Raw genomic sequence first — 14543 nt, 5'->3', positions numbered from 1 at the left:
TTGTTGTACGGTAACTGATACTTAAAAGTTTATATTTAGGTTGGGATTGGTGAAATTTGTTTGAATTACCGTGCGTTTAAAAATCTAAACCGGGTAAATTCTTCCAAATTCCCGTCAACATTCCCTACTCCTGATTTTTTTAAATAGATTAGTAGCTTAAACCTTTTTGTAACTGATGGAAAACCAAACACCACCGCAAGAATTAAAACGCGAACTGGGCTTGCTTGATGGCACTATGCTTGTTGTAGGCTCAATGATAGGCTCGGGCATATTTATTGTAAGCGCCGATATTACCCGCAGCGTAGGTTCGGCAGGCTGGGTAATTGCTGTTTGGCTCATTACCGGTTTTATGACACTCACCGCCGCCGTAAGCTACGGCGAACTAAGCGCCATGTTCCCCAAGGCGGGAGGCCAATATGTTTATTTAAAAGAATCCTATAACAAGCTAATAGCCTTTTTATATGGCTGGAGCTTTTTTGCCGTAATACAAACCGGAACCATTGCCGCCGTAGGTGTGGCCTTCTCTAAATTTGCGGCCTATTTGTATCAGCCTTTAAGCGAGCAACACATACTATACCAGATAAAAACCGGGGTCGACCAATTGGGTAACGATAAGTTTTTTAGCATAAGTGCAGCCCAGGCTATGTCTATCGTAATTATTGTGCTGTTAACTTTTATAAATACCCGTGGCGTAGAAGGCGGTAAATGGATACAGCGCATATTTACGCTCACAAAAATATTGAGTTTGTTTGGTTTAATTGTTTTTGGTTTAATAGCCTTAAAAGGCGATGTATGGCACGCCAACTGGACAAACGCCTGGCATATGCACGAAATTAAGCTTGATGGCACCAATGGCCTGATGGATTATACTTTACCCATTGCCCTGGGGGCCATAGCCGGATCAATGGTTGGCTCTATTTTCAGTAGCGATTCGTGGAACAGCGTAACCTTTATAGCTGGCGAAATGACAAACCCTAAACGTAATATTGGTTTAAGCTTGTTTTTAGGTACCTTAATAGTTACCGTTATTTATGTAATGGCTAACGTGGTTTATATTGGCGTTTTACCTATGCACGATATTGCTACCGCAGCCAGAGACAGGGTTGGTGTAGCCGCTTCGCAACAAATATTTGGCAATGCGGGTACTAAAATTATGGCTGTTATGATTATGATTTCAACATTTGGTTGTAACAACGGTTTAATTATGTCGGGAGCGAGGGTGTATTATACAATGGCTAAAGACGGTTTATTTTTTAAACAAACAGGCACTTTAAATAAATTTGCCGTTCCCGAATTTGGCCTTTGGATACAGTGCGTAGTTGCCTGCGCGCTATCGTTAAGCGGTAGTTATGGTAACTTGTTGGATATGATATCGTTAGTTGCCGTAATATTTTACATACTTACCATTGGCGGTATTTACATTTTAAGGGTTAAACGCCCCGATGCAGAACGGCCATACAAAGCCTTCGGTTACCCCATTTTGCCTGCTATTTATATTTTAATGGGCCTTGCATTTTGTATCGTACTTTTAATTTACAAGCCCGAATATTCACGGGGCGGTTTATATATTGTTTTATCAGGTATCCCAATTTATTTCCTGGCTAAACGTTATTTAGGTAATGATGAAGAAACTACTAACGCTTAGCCTTTTTTTAGTATCAGGTTTTGGGTATGCGCAAGGGTTACAGCAAAGGCTGCAATTAGCCTTTAACCGTTTACAGCAGGATAGCCAAAGCCGCTATGCATCCATATCCTTAACCGTGCTTGATGCCAAAACCGGCGAGCAGGTGTTTGCCGTTAACCCAAATATGGGTTTGGCTACGGCATCAACCTTAAAAACTATTACAAGTATTACAGCCTTTAATATTTTAGGGAAAGATTACCAGTACACTACATCGCTATTATACAATGGCAACATTGATGCCGATGGCACCCTTACGGGCGATATTGTGATCCGCGGTAGCGGCGACCCTACCCTGGGTAGCTGGCGTTACCCAACAGCAACGGTAAGCAGCGTGCTTAATTTATGGGTTGATGCCATCCGCAAGGCTGGAATAAAAAGGATAAAGGGCCGTATAGTTGGCGACGATTCGGCATTTGGCACGCAAACCATCCCCGAGGGTTGGATATGGCAGGATATAGGTAATTATTACGGTGCGGGCACATCGGGCTTATGCTGGCGCGAAAACCAGTTTGACATTAAGCTGCGTACCGGGCGTTTAGGTACGCCGATAGGTGTTGCGGCAACCGTGCCGACGGTGCCATATTTGTATTTTAAAAGCGAGTTGCTTAACGCCGAAGCCGGTACGGGCGATAAATCATACGCATACCTGCCCATACAGGGCAGCGTAATGTATTTGCGGGGCACGTATGCTGCCGATCAAACCAAAAAAAGTATTGCGGTAGCACTGCCCGATCCGGCATTTGATGCCGCTTTCCGTTTGGCCGATACGCTAAAGGCGCTGGGTATTGATGTTTCGCAAAGCGCATCGTCAATAAAAACGATAACCGAAAAAAATCAGACTTTGCCCGTAGGTGGTACTTTGCTGGTTGATTATCATTCGCCAAAGCTTAGTCAGATAATTTATTGGCTTAACCAAAAAAGCATTAACCTTTACGCCGAGCAATTACTTAAAACGCTGGCACTGGCATCGGGCAAAAAGGTATCAACAGATGCAGGTGTGCAGGTTGAACAGGCTTTTTGGAAGGCCCGCGGCATCGACCCGCGTTCGCTCAATATTGTGGATGGCTCGGGCCTTTCTCCCGGCGATAGGGTAACTACGCTAACGCTTGCCACCATACTACAATCGGCCAAGGGCCACGATTGGTTTCCCGATTTTTATAATAGCCTGCCCGTTTACAACGACATGAAAATGAAGAGCGGTAGCATTAATAATGTACTTACTTATGCCGGTTACCAAACCACCAAAACCGGCCGCGAGGTTTGCTTTTCTATCATGGTAAATAATTTTAGCGGCAGCACATCGGGCATTAAACAAAAAATGTTTGAGGTGTTGAATGAGTTGAAATAGGTGAGAAATTAGCAGTAGGAATAATTTAATAATCAACCTTCCAATAAGTATCGGTAATAAAATAAACAGAAGCCAAACTTCCATTATTAAAACTGTAAATATGCTTTATGTCGTCAACACATGATACTAGCACTATCACTTTGTATTTGTGTAATAACTCCTCAGGAAAATAATCGAAAAAGGTTTTATAAAAACTTTCAATACTCATTCCTATACTTATATTTTTATCAAATTTAACTTCGGCATCATTGATTTCACCTTTTATAATAAATGAATGTCTGGATCCCTCCGTATCGTTATCAAAAAAGAAAATTAACTTGCTTGATTTTAGCTTTAGTATTTGAAACTCCACCGGGCCAATATCGACCGAATCTGTGCGGTTCCGAATATCGAAGTTATTAAGAATGCTTGTTTTTAACTGTTTTTTATTTTTGATGTTGCCAAACGGCGAATAAACATAATGAGAACATGTTACAAGGGCCAGCGTATCGCCCGAAGCCATTTGCAACGAATTAAAATCAAAGAATTTTTTTGGCGTTACCCATGTACCACTTATTTTAAACGAAATGGTAGTATCTATAGTTATAGCTTTAACAGCAGACTTTTTAATTTGCTGTTTTGTAGTTGTATTAGTGCAGCTACAAAAAAAAGTGGCTACTACAAACACCCCAAACATCATTGCTTTCATTCCTCAATTGTTTTTTAAAAATAGTTTTAATTCTTAAATTTCTTAACATTTATATCAAACTAATTGCGCCCAACGTTAAAAAAACTGTTATCCACAGTTGTGAATTACTAATGTTAATTACACTTTTGCAGAAAGCGTAATTTAGCACCTATTGTTATTAGTCTAAATATGATCAAAACAAAATACTGTATAACCTTACTCCTTATATTCTGCTTGTCGCGCACAGTGGCGCAACAAAATCAGTCGTTCGAAATTTACCGCACCTATCATGCCGCACTGGATCTGTTTTCAAAACGAGCTTTTGTGGCCGCAGCCGAGCAATTTAGGCTGGTAGAAAAATCGCGCGTGAAAACAAGTAACCAACCCGAGTTTGAATCGCAGCTTTCGTTAATAAAAGAAAACTGCCAGTACTATGAGGCTGTTTGCGCACTTGAATTGGGTAACGATGATGCCGAAACCAAACTTTTGGAGTTTATTAAAGAACATCCCGAAAACCCGTTTACCAAGCTGGCCTACTTCCAGATAGGTAAATCGTACTATAAGCAGGGTAATTACCAGTTGGCCATTGTTTGGTTTGATAAAGTACACGCCGGTGAACTGAGCGGAAGCGAAAATACCGAGTACAAGTTTTTTAAAGGATATGCGTATTTTTCGTTAGAGAGTTATAAAAAAGCGCAGTTGCTTTTTAGCGAAGTGAAAAACAAAAAGTCGCCATATACTGAGGATGCTACTTATTACTTTGCCTACATTGCCTACCTTAATAAAGATTACAGCATAGCACTGGTTAATTTTGAAAAACTTAAAGATTCAAAAAAATACGAAGCCAGCTATCCATATTACATTACTTCGGTTTACTTTTTGGATAAACGGTATGACGATGTTTTAAACTATGCTATCCCAATTTTAACCAATACCCACCAACTGTACGAAACCGAAATGCTGCGTTTGGTTGCGGCAGCGTACTTTGCCAAGGCCGATTATGTTAATTCGGTAAAATATTATGATCGCTTTCAATACCAGGATCTCGGTAAAACCCAAAACACACAGGATACTTACCAAATAGGCTATGCTAATTATAAAGTTGCCAAATACGAAAAGGCCGCTAAAGAACTGGAGCAACTGGTTGATCGTAAAGATACCTACAGCCAAAGCGGCAGCTATACCCTGGGCGATGTGTTTTTAAAACTAAACAACAAGCAAAGCGCACGCAATGCATTTTTTGTAGCATCTAAACTGGATTTCGATCCGCAATTGAAAGAAGATGCCTTGTACGAATACTGCAAGCTATCGTACGAACTGGATTTTAACGGCCAGGCGCTTGACGCAACCAGGTTGTACCTGCGCACCTATCCTAAAACAACCAAGCTTAACGAAGTTAAAATTTTGTTGGCGGAGGAGTTACTTAACTCGCGTAACTATAAGGAGGCTATTGATATTTTAGAGCCGCTACCTAATAAAAACGAAAGTGCCAAAGCCGCCTACCAAAAAGTTACCTACTACCGTGGACTGGAGTTTTACAACGAACGCGCCTTTGAAAACGCAATAGGGGTTTTCTTGCGTTCGCTGGATTCGCCGATGGACCCGAAGATAACCGTACTAACCACCTATTGGATGGCCGAGGCTATGTTTGAGGTGCGCAAGTACGAGGAATCTGTTGAAACGTTTGAGAAATTTTTGGATATGCCCGAGGCTAAATACACTCCGGTGTATAACTATGCCAATTATGCCCTGGGCTATGCAGCCTTTGGCGGCGAGCAATATAAAAAGGCTGCAACCTATTTTGAACGCTTTATTGCTGGCGACGAAACTGATAAAAACAGCATTAACGACGCCATAACCCGCACTGCCGATAGCTATTTTGTGTTAAAGCAATATGGCAAGGCGATGGATAATTATGATAAAATAATAAACGAGCATCAAAAAGGCGAAGATTATGCCTTGTTTCAGCGCGGTATGATACAGGGTTTGCAAGGTGCGCTTGATACCAAAATAAATACCCTTAACGATGTATTGAGGCAGTTCCCAACATCAAATTATGCGGATGATGCTTCGTTCGAGATAGCGTATACTTACTTCCTTAAAAACAATGGCGATTTAGCCAAAACCGATTTGCAGGCTATGATACAAAAGTATCCGCGAAGCAGCTATGTACCACGAGCCTTAGTTACCGAGGGCTTAATTGATTACAATGCTGGCAGGGATAGTCTTGCTGTTACATCGTTTAAGCAGGTGATAAGCGATTACTCATCAACCGACGAAGCCAAACAGGCCCTTAAACAGATAGAAAAAATATATACCGATAAAGGCGATGCCCAAACCTTTATCACCTATGCGGCAACAACGCCAATAGGTAACTACACTAGTGCCGAGCAGGAAAATATTATGTACACCGCCGCTAACAACCTGTACTTACGGGCCGATTGGCAGGGAACGGTAAACGCTGTTAATGCTTATTTTGATAAGTTTCCCAAAGCTATTTACGATAAGCAGGCTAAATTTATACGGGCGCAAAGCTTGGTTAGTTTAGATAGGGGAGATGAGGCTGTGAGCGATTACAACTATATTTTGAACGACTGGACGAGTACTTATACCGAGAAATCGCTTATCAGCATGTCGAGGTTGTATATCAATAAAAAGAAATATAACGAAGCCGTTGTGTTTTTAAAACGACTGGAAACCAACTCGGAATATAAAGCCGATTATAGCTTTGCCGTTAACAACCTGATGCTTTGCTACTCGGAAATGGAAATGCCCGACGATGCACTTAAATACGTAAACCTGGTGCGCGAAAATACCGCAGCCAGCGAAGAGGATAAGTTTAAAACCAACTTATATGCCGGTAAGGCTTATTTGCAAAAGGCCGATACCGCTACAGCTATAAAAGAGCTTAACGAGGTTGTTGCCCATACCAAAACCATTACCGCTGCCGAAGCCATGTATAACATTGCCAATGTGCAGTACTTAAAACACAATTATAAAACGGCGCAAAAAACCTGTTTTGATTTGATTAACAAAATGGCCAGTTATGATTATTGGGTAGCCAAAACCTATTTGCTTTTAGCCGATAATTATACCGCTCAAAAAGATACCTTCCAGGCTAAGGCTACCTTGCAAAGTATAATTGATAACTACAAGGCCGATGATGATATTTTGCCTGCTGCCAAGCAAAAGCTTGATATTTTGAGCCCGCCAACCGATATAAAGAAGGACGATAATAAGGAGAACAAGCAATGAAATTAAGATATATAACCACCTTTGTTACCGTTGCTGCATTTTTTTGCTTAACCCACGCCGATGCACAGGTTAAAAAGCCGGCAGCAAAAAAGCTGGCAGCTAAAACTGTAAAACCAACAGCAAAAACCAATGCTGCTGCCAAAAAGGTTGTTGGCATTGCTAAAAGGTTAACCGATACCGTTAAACGCGGCGGGCAACCCAACCCAACTCCTGTTAAAGATAACAATAGCCTAACCGAAGAGATTGTAGTAACAACAGCCTATAAACCTGTTTTGGCCGATGCCGTAAAAATACGCCGTAACCCCGATTTGGAAGATAAAGAGCCCTTTAAGGCACCTCTGCATTACAATGCCCTTGACAAAGCTTTGCAGGATAATACCGACATTAAACAAATGCCGGCCATGAAAATACCCAAAGAGAAGGATGCCGATTTGCGAAGTAGTTATGCTAAATTAGGGGTAGGCAGTTTTAAAACCACCTACGGCGAATTATATGTAGATAACGGTAAAGACGAAGCCCTGCAAGTTGGCGGGTATTTAAAACACCTGGCGCAAAATGGCAGCCTTTACAGGCAAAACTTTATGAAGGATGATGCCGGTATTTTTGGCAAAAGTATAGGGGACGAATCGAGCATAAGCGGGCGGATTAATTACAATTACCGCAGTAACTATTTTTATGGTTATGATGAGTTGAACCCGCCAGCTACGCTGCATGTGGATAAGCAACACTTCAGCACCTTATCCGGCGAGGCCGAGATAGCCAAAAATTATAAAGACGAAGACGACCAGTTTATTTATGCACTAAAGTTAAGCGGCTATAATTTTACTAATGCTTTTCAGGCTAAAGAAAACAACTTAACCCTATCGGGATATATCAACCAAACTATAAGCCAGTTTTATGCCGGTTTAAGCGGGTCGGTTGATTTTAATACCGTGAAGGATAGCCTGTACTCGTTCAATAACAACATTGTGAGGGTTAACCCTTACCTTAAATTTCAGGGTACAAATTATAAAATTGATGCCGGTATTAATATCACCAGCGAATTTGGCGGGCAAACCCGTTTCCGTTTGTTTCCGGCGGCAAAGCTGGAGTTCCAGGTGATACCAAAATATGTGCGGCTGTTTGCCGAAGTTCGCGGCGATGTAAACAAATCCTCTCTGCGCGATTTTTCCCAAGCTAATCCATTTTTAGGTCAGGATATTAATGTGCAAAACACCGTAGACCAGCTTGACCTGGCTGCTGGTTTAAAAGGTATGCTTGCTCCGGGCCTGGGTTTCAAGGCAACGTTTTTCCGCAACAGCGTAAAAAACATGGCTCTTTTTGTTAACGATTTTAACTTTGCCACAGGTTACAACCGCTTTAAAGTTATTTACGATGGCGGTAACTCTCGCGTAAGCGGCTTTAATGGCGAACTGGATTATAAACCGGCAGATGATTTGGATATTTTTGGCCGCATAGAACTTAAAGATTACCAGCTTGCTACCGAGGCCCAGGCCTGGAATTTGCCTAAATTTGTTTTAACAGCAGGTACGGCCATAAAAATAAACGATAAAGTAAGCATCACCGGTTCGGTACTTTTCCATAGCGATACTAAGGATATGTTATCGGCTACGCAAATGGCAAGCATAAAATCATTTGTAGACCTAAGTGGAGGCGTAGAATACAAAGCTACCAACCGTTTGTCTATATTTGGCCAAGTAAACAATATACTCAATAGTACTTATCAAACCTGGTTGTACTATCCTAATTATGGGTTTAATATATTTGGGGGAGTGGGTTACAAATTTTAACCCCGTTTTGATGTTAGGGAATTTAAAACTATTTTTAGCAGAATGGATATAGCTGCCGTTATTAGTGAACTGCTTGAACACCATGATACCTTGGTTGTTCCGGGGCTTGGCACATTTTACCGAAGCCGGCTCGATGGTTATTATAGTAAAGAACAGCAGCAATTTTATCCGCCATCTTTACAACTCCAGTTTAATACCGAGTTGCAGGAGGATGATGGCGTGCTGGTTGCTGCTTTAGCGAGCCAAAAGCGTGTTAATGCGGCATCGGCAGGTTATTTTTTAGAAAAATATGTTGCCGACGTTTTGCAATCGGCAGCTACCGAAACGGTAATGCTTGGCGATTTGGGCACATTTATTATGCGCCGCAATCAGCTATTGTTTACGCCCAAAAAGCTTAACAACAATAATGAGTTATTTTACGGTTTGGCACCTGTAAAGTTGCGCCGTAATAAGTTAACCCCCGCAGTTGGTGCTGCGCGGGCGGCTATGCAAATGCCAGCTACCGAAAAACCATCGCCATTTACGGCTGCACTGTTGCGCGGCGAACCTATGCCCGGCAAATCGTTAAGTTCGGTAAACGAAAAGGCACCCGAACCGGAAGCAGAAGAACCCGAGGTTGTTGAGAAAAAACCAATGCATGTAAATATTTGGTGGTTGGTGTTAATTTTATTTATACTGGTAAGCTGTATAGGTTTAGTAGTAGCATACAAGTATAAGCCCGCCTTGTTTGATAGATTTAGGCACTCTGGCACCGTTTCACTTTCCGAAGATGAGCGCAGGCGCCGCACTGCCGACTCGATACAGCATGCTATAGAAGAACAAAAGAGCCTGGGTTTATTACCCAATGTAGATACCGGCACGCAAAATAAAATTGTGAGCGTGGAAGCACCAAAAGATACTTTTGCCATAGTGGAAGCAAAGTTTACCACGTTAGACAAGGCAAAGGCTGCATTTGCCGGGTGGACTAACGACCGGTATCCGTTAATGATACATCGGGACCCCGGTAATTCTGATTTTCCATATCAACTTGTATTAGCACTTTACACCAGTGTAGATTCGGCTAACGTACATCTCGACGAGTATAAAAAGGAATTGAGTTTACCTAAAATTTATATACAACAGTTTCCATACAAAAAATAATAATGATGTTACTACTGCAAGCAATAGATACCGCACATAAAGTAATTGATACCGTAGGTAAAGCCATACAGCCGTCGGCGGCGGCTCCGCAAGAAGAACTCCGCATTGGCGATTTATTGGTTAAAGGCGGCTGGGTAATGGTGCCGATAGGCATATTGGCCGTGCTTGGGCTGGTTATCTTTTTCGAGCGTTATTTCACCATCCGCAAGGCATCAAAAGATGAATCTAATTTAATGGGAATGGTACGTTCAAGCATCCTTTCGGGGAAACTGGATTCGGCAATAGCTATCTGCAAAAACAGTAATTCGCCGCTGGGCCGTATGCTGGCCAAAGGCTTGTTGCGTATTGGCCGCCCCATAAAAGATATTGAAGGCGCTATTGAAAACATAGGCAAGTTAGAGGTATCGAAACTGGAAAAAAACATTGCCATACTGGGTATTGTTGCCGGTATAGCACCCATGTTTGGTTTTTTGGGTACCATTGTTGGGGTAATAAAAATATTTTTTGATATTTCAAAAACTGATAACTACAGCTTATCGGTTATATCGGGTGGGTTGTATGTAAAAATGATAACATCGGCAGCCGGTTTGGTTGTAGGTTTAGTGGCCTATGTGTTGTACAACATTTTAAATATTATGGTTGATAAAGTGATATTGAAACTGGAAACCGATGCCATTGAATTTATTGACCTGTTAGAAGAGCCAAGCAAATGAATTTAAGCAGAAGAAACAAACGCGCCAGGGCCGAACTGCAAACTTCGGCAATGAACGACATTATGTTTTTTTTGTTGTTGTTCTTTTTGATTGCCTCAACGGTTACCAACCCAAACGTAATTAAGTTATCGCTGCCAAAGGCGGCGTCGGGTAAATCAATCGCCAAAAAAACCATCATCGTATCAATAACCCAGGACCTCAAATATTACGTTGAGAAAAAGGAGATACAAGAAGCCGACCTGCAAACTACACTAAGTAAATACAGTAACGAAGCCGGCCAGCTTACTATTGTTTTATACGTTGAAAAAACAGTAGCTGTACAAAATGTGGTATCGGTGTTAGATATTGCCCAAAAGTTGAACATTAAGTTAGTGTTGGCCACCGTGCCCAAGTAATAATGGAATACCGGGAACAAAATAATTACCCCAAAGCGTTTGCACTAACGGCCATTATAATGGGCGCACTTGTTGCGCTATGCTTTTTATTAACATTTACCATACCGGCTAAACCTATAGAAGGCACCGGCGGAATATTGGTGAACTACGGTACTACGGATAAAGGTATGGGCGACGACTACATGAGTGCCGAAGAAATATCGCGCGCCGAAAAGGCCAACAAAACGGCACCAAACAAGGTAACGCCAACCCAAAACAGCGAGAAGGCCAGTAACGATGTTGGTGATAAAAAGGTAGTTACACAAACAACCGAAGATGCACCCGTAGTTGCCGATAATAGTAAAAAAGCAACCAACACTATTGCCACTACCGATACAAAAAAGGCCCAAAGCAAACCTGTTATTAACCAAAATGCACTTTACAAAGGTGCAAAAACAACGGGTACAGGTGCTGGCGATGGTAATACCAATACACCGGGAAACCAGGGCAAAGTAAACGGCTCAACCCTGAGCGATAATTATAACGGAACAGGATCGGGCAATGGCGGGCTCACTATGGGGCAACGAAGTTTTGTTACCCGCCCAACGGTTGATAATCCTAAACGCACCGCAGGTATTGTTAAAGTAGATGTTAAGGTGGATAAAAATGGTAACGTAACCGAGGCAAGCGTAGGCCGCGGCACCACAGTAGCAGGCGATAATACCTTGCTGCAAAAATGTGTACAAGCAGTTTACGGAGCTAAAGTAAATGCATCCGAACTGGCACCCGATACGCAAACCGGAACGGTAACTTTTGTGTTTAAGGTAAATTAAATGATGGAAGATGTATCAGGTAAGATGGAAGACGTAAGAATCTGTCATTGCGAGGAACGAAGCAACCGCACATAAGCAGAGTAGCGATGCAAGGCGAATATGCCTACGAGCGGTTGCCACGCTATCGCTCGCAATGACACAGTTATTTTAGTGCATCATACATCTTCCATCTTACAAAAGCTATCTTCCATCTTACCTGATACGTCTTCCATAGAAAAACATCTTCCCTAAAAAAACATCTTCCATCTTACCTGATACCTCTTCCATAAAGAATGACTTACCCCGAAACCATACACTACCTTTACAACCAACTGCCTATGTTTACCCGCGTAGGTGCATCGGCATATAAGGCTAATCTGGATAATACCATTGCCTTATGTAACCGGTTGGATAACCCGCAAAATAAGTTTAAAACTATACACGTTGGGGGTACAAACGGCAAGGGTTCAACATCGCACATGCTGGCGGCTGTATTGCAAACAGCCGGGTATAAAACGGGTTTATATACATCGCCACACTTAAAAGATTTTCGCGAGCGCATTCGTATTAACGGCCAAATGATTGCCGAACAAACGGTTATTGATTTTGTAGCCAAGCACCAACCTGATTTTGAGGAGATACAACCCTCGTTTTTTGAAATGACGGTAGGTTTAGCCTTCGATGTTTTTGCCTTGGAACAGGTTGATATTGCAATTATTGAAGTTGGCCTGGGTGGCAGGTTAGATTCTACCAATATTATTACTCCCTTGCTTTCCATTATAACCAACATCGGTTGGGATCATATGAATATACTGGGTGATACTTTACCCTTAATTGCGAGCGAAAAGGCGGGTATTATTAAACCGAATATCCCCATAATTATTGGCGAATACCAACCAGAGGTTGCCGAAGTGTTTATCAGCAAAGCCAGACAGGAAAATGCAAACCTGGTTTTTGCCTCGCACGCATTTGAAGCCGATGTAGTAGCCGGTGTATCGGCCAGTACTTACCTTGAACTGATAGCCCGTAAAAACCAAACTTTAGATATTTCTGATTTGAATTTCCCCGGTAACGGCATAGATATTAAGCTTGATTTAACGGGTAGCTACCAAACCAAAAATGTAAAAAGCGTTTTAGCAGCCGTAACCGAACTGCGCTCGCTGGGGTTTGTTATAACCGATGCCGATATTCAAACGGCCTTAAAACAGGTTAAAACACTAACCGGCTTGCGCGGCCGCTGGGACATATTAAGCAGCAACCCAACCGTAATTTGCGATACCGGCCACAATCCCGAAGGCATTGCCGAGGTACTTAAAAATATTGCGGTTACTGCGCACAAACAGCTTCATTTTGTGATGGGGATGGTGAATGATAAGGATAGCAGCAAAGTATTAAGCATGCTGCCTAAAAACGCCATCTACTATTTTTGCAAACCCGATATTCCGCGTGGCCTGGAGGCCGAAAGTTTAAAGCAGCAAGCAGCAAGCTATGGTTTGCATGGCAATACTTATGCTGATGTACCATCGGCTTTTAAAGCGGCTAAAGCCGCTGCGCTTATTGATGATTTGGTTTTTGTTGGTGGGAGTACTTTTGTTGTGGCAGAGGTGGTATAGGCAACGAGCATGGCAGCTGCCATCGCCAATAATAGTTAAAGGATGTTGTGCAAAGGCCACCACCCGCAATACAGGGCAAATATGCTTGTCGCAAGGAGACGCCCTTTAAATGTCATACTTAGCCAATCCTAAATACGACGCCTCTCTTTTATTATTACTGCGTTTGCCCCGCCAACAAATATAACACGGCCATTCTTACAGCTACGCCATTTTCAACCTGGTCTAAAATGATAGATTGTTTACTATCGGCAACGTCGCTGGTTATTTCAACGCCACGGTTTATGGGGCCGGGGTGCATTACGGTTATCTCTTTATCCAGCGAATCTAATATCTGCTTATTCAGGCCGTAAAGCATGGTGTATTCGCGTAGCGAAGGGAAATATTTAATATCCTGCCGCTCTAATTGTATACGCAGCATGTTGGCAACATCGCACCAGTTTAGGGCTTTACGCAAATTGTGTTCAACCTTTACACCTAACGAACCAATAAATTTGGGGATAAGCGTAGTTGGCCCGCAAACCATCACTTCGGCACCTAATTGTTTAAGGCAAAGTATGTTGGATAGTGCCACCCGCGAATGTAAAATATCGCCAACTATAACCACCTTTTTACCCGCAACCTCGCCATATTTTTCGCGGATGGAAAAGGCATCAAGCAGGGCCTGGGTAGGGTGTTCGTGGGCACCATCTCCGGCGTTAACTATTTGCGCCTTTACGTGTTTTGATAAAAATATGCCTGCGCCTGCATAGGGGTGGCGCATCACAACCATATCAACCTTCATGGCTAATATATTGTTAACGGTGTCAATTAGCGTTTCGCCCTTACTTACCGATGATGACGAGGCCGCAAAATTAACCACATCTGCCGAAAGGCGCTTTTGAGCCAGCTCAAACGACAAACGTGTGCGCGTTGAGTTTTCAAAAAATATGTTGGCAATGGTAACATCCCGTAACGAGGGCACCCTTTTTATCGGCCTGTTCAGTACATCTTTAAAAGTATCGGCTGTTTCAAATATCAGTTCAATATCTTTTTTGTTCAGATCTTTTATGCCTAATAAATGACGTGTACTGAGAGTATTCATATTTTGGATTTCGAATGTTCGATTTCGGATTTCTCCGATTGAGTAATTCCTAAAATTTTAATATTA

11 protein-coding genes are annotated in these 14543 nt (G+C 42.2%); 9 read left to right on the top strand and 2 right to left on the bottom strand.

What is annotated here, in order from left to right:
• Nucleotides 1-175: 175 nt before the first annotated feature.
• On the top strand, nucleotides 176-1645 hold the full coding sequence (locus BDD43_RS27715) for an APC family permease (protein ID WP_121201464.1): 1470 nt from the start codon (nucleotides 176-178) through the stop codon (nucleotides 1643-1645).
• Nucleotides 1620-3032: a D-alanyl-D-alanine carboxypeptidase/D-alanyl-D-alanine endopeptidase gene (dacB, locus tag BDD43_RS27710; protein WP_246001811.1), complete on the top strand. Its 1413-nt coding sequence runs from the start codon at nucleotides 1620-1622 to the stop codon at nucleotides 3030-3032. The genes BDD43_RS27715 and dacB overlap by 26 nt, the downstream gene beginning before the upstream one ends.
• A gap of 25 nt (nucleotides 3033-3057) precedes the next feature.
• Here dacB and BDD43_RS27705 read toward each other — a convergent pair whose 3' ends face one another.
• Complete coding sequence (locus tag BDD43_RS27705) at nucleotides 3058-3720, bottom strand: hypothetical protein (protein WP_121201462.1); 663 nt, start codon at nucleotides 3718-3720, stop codon at nucleotides 3058-3060.
• A gap of 213 nt (nucleotides 3721-3933) precedes the next feature.
• Here BDD43_RS27705 and BDD43_RS27700 point away from each other — a divergent pair, with 213 nt between their 5' ends.
• The 7 genes from BDD43_RS27700 (at nucleotide 3934) to BDD43_RS27670 (ending at nucleotide 13396) form a co-directional block, all read left to right on the top strand.
• Entirely contained in the window at nucleotides 3934-6954 is a 3021-nt protein-coding gene (locus tag BDD43_RS27700) for a tetratricopeptide repeat protein (protein ID WP_246001810.1), read from the top strand.
• Nucleotides 6951-8744, top strand: a complete 1794-nt coding sequence (locus BDD43_RS27695; RefSeq protein ID WP_121201460.1) for a TonB-dependent receptor — start codon at nucleotides 6951-6953, stop codon at nucleotides 8742-8744. Before BDD43_RS27700 ends, BDD43_RS27695 begins: the two co-directional genes overlap by 4 nt.
• 42 nt (nucleotides 8745-8786) lie before the next feature.
• On the top strand, nucleotides 8787-9884 hold the full coding sequence (locus BDD43_RS27690; RefSeq protein WP_121201459.1) for an HU domain-containing protein: 1098 nt from the start codon (nucleotides 8787-8789) through the stop codon (nucleotides 9882-9884).
• A gap of 5 nt (nucleotides 9885-9889) precedes the next feature.
• On the top strand, nucleotides 9890-10597 hold the full coding sequence (locus BDD43_RS27685; protein ID WP_121202149.1) for a MotA/TolQ/ExbB proton channel family protein: 708 nt from the start codon (nucleotides 9890-9892) through the stop codon (nucleotides 10595-10597).
• Nucleotides 10594-10992, top strand: coding sequence for an ExbD/TolR family protein (locus BDD43_RS27680; protein WP_121201458.1), 399 nt, complete (start codon nucleotides 10594-10596; stop codon nucleotides 10990-10992). The genes BDD43_RS27685 and BDD43_RS27680 overlap by 4 nt, the downstream gene beginning before the upstream one ends.
• Nucleotides 10993-10994: 2 nt before the next feature.
• Nucleotides 10995-11804, top strand: a complete 810-nt coding sequence (locus BDD43_RS27675) for an energy transducer TonB family protein (RefSeq protein ID WP_121201457.1) — start codon at nucleotides 10995-10997, stop codon at nucleotides 11802-11804.
• Nucleotides 11805-12076: 272 nt separating this feature from the next.
• Nucleotides 12077-13396 (top strand): bifunctional folylpolyglutamate synthase/dihydrofolate synthase, encoded by a 1320-nt coding sequence (locus tag BDD43_RS27670; protein ID WP_121201456.1) that lies wholly within the window; start codon nucleotides 12077-12079, stop codon nucleotides 13394-13396.
• A 154-nt stretch (nucleotides 13397-13550) separates the two neighbouring features.
• On the opposite strand, the gene BDD43_RS27665 is transcribed toward BDD43_RS27670, so the two are convergent.
• Nucleotides 13551-14477 (bottom strand): aspartate carbamoyltransferase catalytic subunit, encoded by a 927-nt coding sequence (locus BDD43_RS27665; protein ID WP_121201455.1) that lies wholly within the window; start codon nucleotides 14475-14477, stop codon nucleotides 13551-13553.
• Nucleotides 14478-14543: the final 66 nt, after the last annotated feature.

Origin of the sequence: Mucilaginibacter gracilis (assembly GCF_003633615.1) — a bacterium.
GTDB classification, from domain to species: domain Bacteria; phylum Bacteroidota; class Bacteroidia; order Sphingobacteriales; family Sphingobacteriaceae; genus Mucilaginibacter; species Mucilaginibacter gracilis.
Note: the sequence above shows the minus strand (reverse complement) of the source record. Positions and strands in the feature narration are given on the sequence as shown.

Bases quoted from the DNA above. Each gene is read 5' to 3' on its own strand.
- BDD43_RS27715 (WP_121201464.1), top strand. From the start codon at position 176: ATGGAAAACCAAACACCACCGCAAGAATTAAAACGCGAACTGGGCTTG.
- dacB (WP_246001811.1), top strand. From the start codon at position 1,620: ATGATGAAGAAACTACTAACGCTTAGCCTTTTTTTAGTATCAGGTTTT.
- BDD43_RS27705 (WP_121201462.1), bottom strand. From the start codon at position 3,720: ATGAAAGCAATGATGTTTGGGGTGTTTGTAGTAGCCACTTTTTTTTGT.
- BDD43_RS27695 (WP_121201460.1), top strand. From the start codon at position 6,951: ATGAAATTAAGATATATAACCACCTTTGTTACCGTTGCTGCATTTTTT.
- BDD43_RS27690 (WP_121201459.1), top strand. From the start codon at position 8,787: ATGGATATAGCTGCCGTTATTAGTGAACTGCTTGAACACCATGATACC.
- BDD43_RS27685 (WP_121202149.1), top strand. From the start codon at position 9,890: ATGTTACTACTGCAAGCAATAGATACCGCACATAAAGTAATTGATACC.
- BDD43_RS27680 (WP_121201458.1), top strand. From the start codon at position 10,594: ATGAATTTAAGCAGAAGAAACAAACGCGCCAGGGCCGAACTGCAAACT.
- BDD43_RS27675 (WP_121201457.1), top strand. From the start codon at position 10,995: ATGGAATACCGGGAACAAAATAATTACCCCAAAGCGTTTGCACTAACG.
- BDD43_RS27670 (WP_121201456.1), top strand. From the start codon at position 12,077: ATGACTTACCCCGAAACCATACACTACCTTTACAACCAACTGCCTATG.
- BDD43_RS27665 (WP_121201455.1), bottom strand. From the start codon at position 14,477: ATGAATACTCTCAGTACACGTCATTTATTAGGCATAAAAGATCTGAAC.